Annotated in this window: 5 protein-coding genes and 3 pseudogenes; 3 read left to right on the plus strand and 5 right to left on the minus strand. The window is 33.0% G+C overall.

Going from position 1 to position 5791, the window contains the following annotated elements:
* Positions 1 to 61 precede the first annotated feature (61 nt).
* The 3 genes and pseudogenes from IL45_RS14565 to IL45_RS14575 form a co-directional block, all read left to right on the plus strand.
* Positions 62 to 1036 (plus strand): annotated as a pseudogene (locus tag IL45_RS14565) (RHS repeat-associated core domain-containing protein); the annotation flags it as partial.
* A 40-nt stretch (positions 1037 to 1076) separates the two neighbouring features.
* A complete protein-coding gene (locus IL45_RS14570) occupies positions 1077 to 1568 on the plus strand; it encodes a hypothetical protein (RefSeq protein WP_036585585.1) in 492 nt (163 codons plus the stop codon).
* Between the two features lie 77 nt (positions 1569 to 1645).
* A pseudogene (locus tag IL45_RS14575) lies at positions 1646 to 2176 on the plus strand (IS6 family transposase).
* Between the two features lie 60 nt (positions 2177 to 2236).
* Here IL45_RS14575 and IL45_RS14580 read toward each other — a convergent pair.
* From IL45_RS14580 to IL45_RS15360, 5 genes and pseudogenes are all read right to left on the minus strand, one after another.
* On the minus strand, positions 2237 to 2626 hold the full coding sequence (locus tag IL45_RS14580; RefSeq protein ID WP_036585592.1) for a hypothetical protein: 390 nt from the start codon (positions 2624 to 2626) through the stop codon (positions 2237 to 2239).
* 11 nt (positions 2627 to 2637) lie between these two features.
* A complete protein-coding gene (locus IL45_RS14865) occupies positions 2638 to 3750 on the minus strand; it encodes an RHS repeat-associated core domain-containing protein (protein WP_051788756.1) in 1113 nt (370 codons plus the stop codon).
* A gap of 289 nt (positions 3751 to 4039) precedes the next feature.
* Positions 4040 to 4567, minus strand: a complete 528-nt coding sequence (locus tag IL45_RS14590; RefSeq protein ID WP_036585594.1) for a hypothetical protein — start codon at positions 4565 to 4567, stop codon at positions 4040 to 4042.
* A 9-nt stretch (positions 4568 to 4576) separates the two neighbouring features.
* The gene (locus tag IL45_RS14595; protein ID WP_262496366.1) at positions 4577 to 5404 is read right to left on the minus strand and encodes a hypothetical protein; all 828 of its coding nucleotides are present in this window, start codon (positions 5402 to 5404) and stop codon (positions 4577 to 4579) included.
* Positions 5405 to 5473: 69 nt separating this feature from the next.
* A pseudogene (locus tag IL45_RS15360) lies at positions 5474 to 5707 on the minus strand (RHS repeat-associated core domain-containing protein); the annotation flags it as partial.
* Between the last annotated feature and the right edge of the window lie 84 nt (positions 5708 to 5791).

Genomic DNA, 5791 nt, shown 5'->3' on the forward strand with positions numbered 1-5791 from the left:
AAAAACTACTGTCGTTCTTTTAAATACAAGGCCTAATTAAAAATCACCTTATAGTCCTTACGGGATGCTCCTAAATAACAGACATGGAGCTGTGGATTCTGACGCATATCGCTATGGGTTCCAAGGACAAGAACGTGATGATGAAGTGAAAGGTGAAGGGAATATTTATAATTATACCTTTAGAATGCATGATCCTAGGTTGGGAAGATTTTTTGCGGTGGATCCGTTGACAAGAAGCTATCCACACTACACACCCTATTCATTTAGCGGTAATAAATTGATTCATATGCGAGAACTGGAGGGGCTAGAAGAAACTACAACCACTTTTACATACAATCAACATGATACTAAACCTATAATGAAGGTTGTCGATGCAGAAATTGTAACAGATATGTCTAAACCTCGTGGTGAAATTATTCAAATCAAGTTTGAGGGTATGACATATTCTGCAAATAGCTTTGAAACCTTAACGGGTAGGGATGCTGGATCAGAAAGTGAGTTTAATGGAAATTTTACTGATATAAATATTATATCAGATAAAGATTTATCAGGTATCCTTGGTTATGTAGATTTTGTTTTTGGACCATTTGGTGGTTCAGACTCAAGAGAACTAACTGTACTGAAACAATCAAACGCAGGTCCGTATAAGGCACCTTCCGATTTGTTAGATTTTAAAAACAGAATTGGAGAAATGTTGGGTGTAGGCGATAATAGTTTATATGTAATTAAAAATGTAGCTTACAATGCTAATGAGGTAGGTAATCTATTATGGGCTATGGCTTTAGATGAATATAATGTAGTTGTCGACCCAGCAGATCTTGCGGAAGCGGGAACATCAGACAGAGAAGATGAGGTTCATGAACAAAAAGCAATTAAAAATGGTCAAGAGATTTTAAAATCATTAGATATTGATCAATCAGAGCGAGATAGATTATTTGAATGGTATCTTGAAGATTATAATTATCACAGGCTTGAGGGTGGTGGTAGAGATAATTACGTTCCAAGTACCGGAAGTATGGGAGGCGGCAGAGGTTAATCATAATGATGAGTCTAAACCAAAAATTAAATAAATCATTATGAAAAATAAAAAAAATGTTTTTTGGATATTCTTTACATTTTTACTTTGTACGTGTTCTGAATCAAAAAAATCCTCTTTAGAGAGTTATGGAGAAGAGTTTAAAATAAATAATGAAGAATTTTATAATTCTATAGATTATATCGACAAATTAAAAATACTAGAATTACTAGATAGTTCTAATAGAGTTATAATAATTCCAAGCAAAGATTTGAATTACCAGCGGAAAAATGTAATATATGATTCGTTAATTACAAAGTTCTATGATAATCAGCTTCCCGAAAAAATATACGTAACCAAGACTAATTGTCAATTAAGTAGTTCCAATATGAAGTATGATTTTAAATTTCATATGCCAAAAACAGATAAACACAAATTTGAATATATAATGGTATATCGACCTTGTGATTTCTACAAAACTGAAGAAAGTTTAACATCATCTTTTGAGCACTACAAGTTAAACGAAAATTGGACCGTTGAAATAGAAAAGTAAATGCGGCAATACCGGTTCTGTCGCATTAACTTTTGCATTTTCAAATATACTTAGTTTTGAGATTCAAAATTAAGCACATGTACCACCGTCATAGATATCCGCATATTGTAATACAGCAAGCAGTTTACTTTAAATTACGATTTAGTTTGAGTTATCGAGATATAGAAGAGTTATTGGCGATTAGAGGCGTGAAGTTAGATCACTCTACGATTCAGCGATAGGTGTTTAAGTTTTCAAAAGAAATTGAACATAATATGAACCGTTGTAACAGACAAGTAAGTGATAGCTGGAGACTAGATGAAACCTATGTCAAAATAGGTGGTAGAGACATGTATCTGTATAGAGCAGTTGATAAACAAGGAAAAACCATAGATTTCTTACCTACAAAGAGAAGAATGAAAGGTTCAGCGCAGAAATACTTGAATAATATTGTAGAACAAGATCATCGAAGCATAAAGCGCAGAATTAAAATCACAACAGGATTTAAAGAATTTGAATCAGCACAAAGAACACTAGCAGGAATAGAAATAATAAACATGATTAGAAAGGATCAAATTTTGAATCCTAAGAAATCTACTTTTAAAACTTTTTGCAGTCTAGCAGCTTAGTCTTTGTATCGATTCTACTTTCATATACTAAAAGAGTTAATGCGACAGAACCTTATGAGCTTAATGTAATGCTTTTTTCTTAAATTTTAATACAATAATAAATGCAGAAATTGAGCATATTAACTTGGATATATTTTCTGCCATATCAAGGAAATTATTTGTTTTAAAAAACAAAGGAATAGGTAACGCAACTACTATTATAATAAAAGAAGATAAAGTTAAAATCCGATGATACTTTAAGTTTTTAACGACAGGAACTATTAGAAAAAAAATAAAGCTTATAAATACCCACATAGGCATTACAAAAAATATATAACCCAAAAGTTGATTAAAAGTAAAATCTATTCCGATGAAAAGCTTATAAATTTTAAATATCAAAAAATCCAATAAACCTACAACACCTCCAATTATAATAGAACTAATAACACAATTTAAAATCTTTTTTTGCATAATAAAATAATTTAGCCTCCAGCAGGCATAACTGTTTGGATTTGACCTGAAACACTACCACCTTGCGGTTCGGGCTCTTTGTCACTTGAATTTATATCATTTTCCCAGCTTATTCTCCTACTAAAACTGTGAGTTTTTTCTGCTTTACCTCCAGATGCTTTTATTTCTTTAATTATTTGATCCATTACAAAATTCCACAATTGATCTGCTTGTCCGAAAAAATTATTCTCGTCCTTAGATCTTCCAATACCTGACATCCCAAAACCTATACTATTGTAGGCAGCGTCAGGCATTGACCACATCCTATCAATTCCTCTAGTATAGAATGTCAAACTACCATCAGAATTACTTGTTAATCCAAATTGACGATTTCCAGCTAATGGATGCCCGAAATCTTCAGAAGTCCAAGTAGGAGTAAATACCCAACTTTTATCAGAAAAGTGTGTGGTCATTACTGCAGCATCATCCATAGCACTATTGAAGACTAAGACTGACCCAACTGGATTATCCGATTCCCACATTTTTTCAGACTTACTATCATGCCAAGTAAAATCTAAAACAGCCACATCTGGATCCATGTAATATCCAAAATTTGTTCTGATTTTTGAATAAAGAGTTGCTTCGCTCCATCCTTCTGGTAATGTAGAAATTTTAATTGCATAAAAGTCTGTATTAGTCAGATCACCATATGCATCTGTCATTCGCTGCCGATTTACTGAAAGCCATGGTATAGATTCATTATTAAAAGCTTCGTCGGATGATATGGACTTTTCCCATGATAACATGTCTTGCCACATGGAGTAATCTTTGCTGTTCAACAACTCTAATTCAGCTTGTGTTCCCATATCAACAATTTTGCCTGACATTAAATCTTCAGCTTCAAGCCCTTCAAGTTCGACAGAGTTTATAAGCCTATTTTCACTGAAAGCATATGTGCTATTATAAGGATATTTTGGTGCTAATGGATCAACTTTAAAAAATCTTCCCAACCTAGGGTCATGCATCCTAAAAGTATAGTTATAAGAATTTCCTGCACCCTTAACTTCATCATCGCGCTCCTGGCCTTGGAAGCCGTAGCGATAGCTATCAGAATCCACGCTTCCATGTCTATTATTTAGGAGCATCCCGTAAGGACTGCACTAAAGTCTATTTAAAAGAACGACTTTCTCGCTTGCGAGAAAACATAAATTTACAAGCTATTAAGGAAAAAACAACAAGAATATTTAAAACAATTAATTCACTTCAGATATTTATAACTATCTAAATATCAATGATGTCCTTATAAGGAACATATTGTTTCAAAATGCTCTCGTAGGTTGCAGCTTAATAACTACCTCTATTTGAGTCACATCCCATTTATGGGACACCCTATTTTAAAATACCCTCGTAGGTTGCAGTGCACCATGTACCTATCTATAACCCTATAATAAATTTGAAAAAATCTTCGCTAAGTGAATTCCCGGAAATGGTAACGCATTCTGCAAATTTTTCTCTTAGGTAACCATCTTGGATAATTTCTAAATTTTTTCTAAATCTAATAGACTCTATATTTAAAATAATACACATTGATTGTAGAAAAAAATCGTCATTAATTGCGCATTCAAAAACTTTTTTATTGTTTTCTTGATTTACTAGAAAAACATTATTGTTTTCTGTGTCAAAAGTATAAAACCAATTTCGCCCCAAGTATTCTGCAAAAGCAATCCAATTAGGATTTATAGAATTTCTTAAACAATCATCTAACACAAAAAACTCAGGTATTTGAGCAGAAGATTCAAAAGCATATTTTTGTACTAAATCAATCAATTTAAAGTCATTCTTCTCAAACTGCTTTTTTTCTACTATTAAATCATACCCTTCATTGTAAATACCTTGCCGATGAAAATATTCTCGTTTAGATGTAATATAATTATTATAGCAATTTATAAACTTATTTAACATAATTTCAAATTATCTGGAGGATTCTGGATCGGGATCCGTTTGTGTATTTTGAGGAGTTTGTCTAACATCTAAAAGGTTGTCATTATAGAAAATAAACATATAAGGAGATATTTCGCCATTGTAATAATGCCTTTCTTGAGCCGTATACGCTGCACTACTGTGTGTTTTTCCCGCACCTCCAGGAATAGTACCGTTTTCAATAAAATCTTTTGTTTCACTTAAAGAGGCATAGTATATCGAAAACTGATCAAACTCCGATAAAGTTTCAATTGCTGTTTCAAGTTTTTGGCTTCCCAATACTTCCATGAATAAATTTATATTTTCGTCTTCTATATCGACGCCTGTTATTCCGAACTCGGCAGTTATAGGATCATCTCCGTTAACAGCGTATGCTTCTAAAGACATGGCCATACCTACAACAACTAAAGCAGTTCCTAAAACTCTTTTAGAACCCTTTCCGAATTTATGCCAGAATTTTGTATTTCCAGCTCCTCTATGTACTTTCCACGGCAAACCTATGGCTTCATCTAAATGATTTAGATGATGATGTTCCATACTCATTAATGCTCTACTAGTCTTTGTTTCATATGCCACAGCTTTTAGCTTAGCAAAATCGGCTTCATTTAGATTTCTACCTAATTTTTTAAGGAATGTCTCATCAGGATGTGGCATTTGACCAGCATTTATTCTCGCCTTATTTTCAGCACTCCACCAATCTGGTGCTTGTTCTAATGCTTTAGTAAAATAATACTGAGGATTAGCATTAGCTCCGTAAGCATTTAACGTAGTATAATATTTTTTACCATTTTTTATAAATACATCAGGTGCCTTAGTCATATCTACTACTATCTCACCGTATTCTAATTTTTCTAAAATTCTGAAATCAAGTTCTTCAAGTCCATCAAGGTCAATTGCAACAATTGGTTTATTACCTGCAAATTGATATGGGGTATACCAAGGAAAAGATGGAGCTAATGGATCTGTGCTCAAAAACTTACCTAATCTTGGGTCATAAATTCTAAATCCATAATCATATTGAGCACCACCACCTTTGACTTCATCATCCTTTTCTTTTCCGTTGAATCCATAGCGATAGCTATCGGAATCCACACTTCCATGTCTATTATTTAGGAGCATCCCATAAGAACTATAAGGTGATTTTTAATTAGGCCTTGTATTTAAAAGAACGACAGTAGTTTTTAACTACACTCAAAAATAGCCTTT

Origin of the sequence: Nonlabens ulvanivorans (genome assembly GCF_000732625.1) — a bacterium.
GTDB lineage: Bacteria > Bacteroidota > Bacteroidia > Flavobacteriales > Flavobacteriaceae > Nonlabens > Nonlabens ulvanivorans.

What these genes read in the sequence shown, in the direction of transcription:
- IL45_RS14570 (WP_036585585.1), top strand. Translation starts at nt 1,077, where the DNA reads ATGAAAAATAAAAAAAATGTTTTTTGGATATTCTTTACATTTTTACTT.
- IL45_RS14580 (WP_036585592.1), bottom strand. Translation starts at nt 2,626, where the DNA reads ATGCAAAAAAAGATTTTAAATTGTGTTATTAGTTCTATTATAATTGGA.
- IL45_RS14865 (WP_051788756.1), bottom strand. Translation starts at nt 3,750, where the DNA reads ATGCTCCTAAATAATAGACATGGAAGCGTGGATTCTGATAGCTATCGC.
- IL45_RS14590 (WP_036585594.1), bottom strand. Translation starts at nt 4,567, where the DNA reads ATGTTAAATAAGTTTATAAATTGCTATAATAATTATATTACATCTAAA.
- IL45_RS14595 (WP_262496366.1), bottom strand. Translation starts at nt 5,404, where the DNA reads ATGACTAAGGCACCTGATGTATTTATAAAAAATGGTAAAAAATATTAT.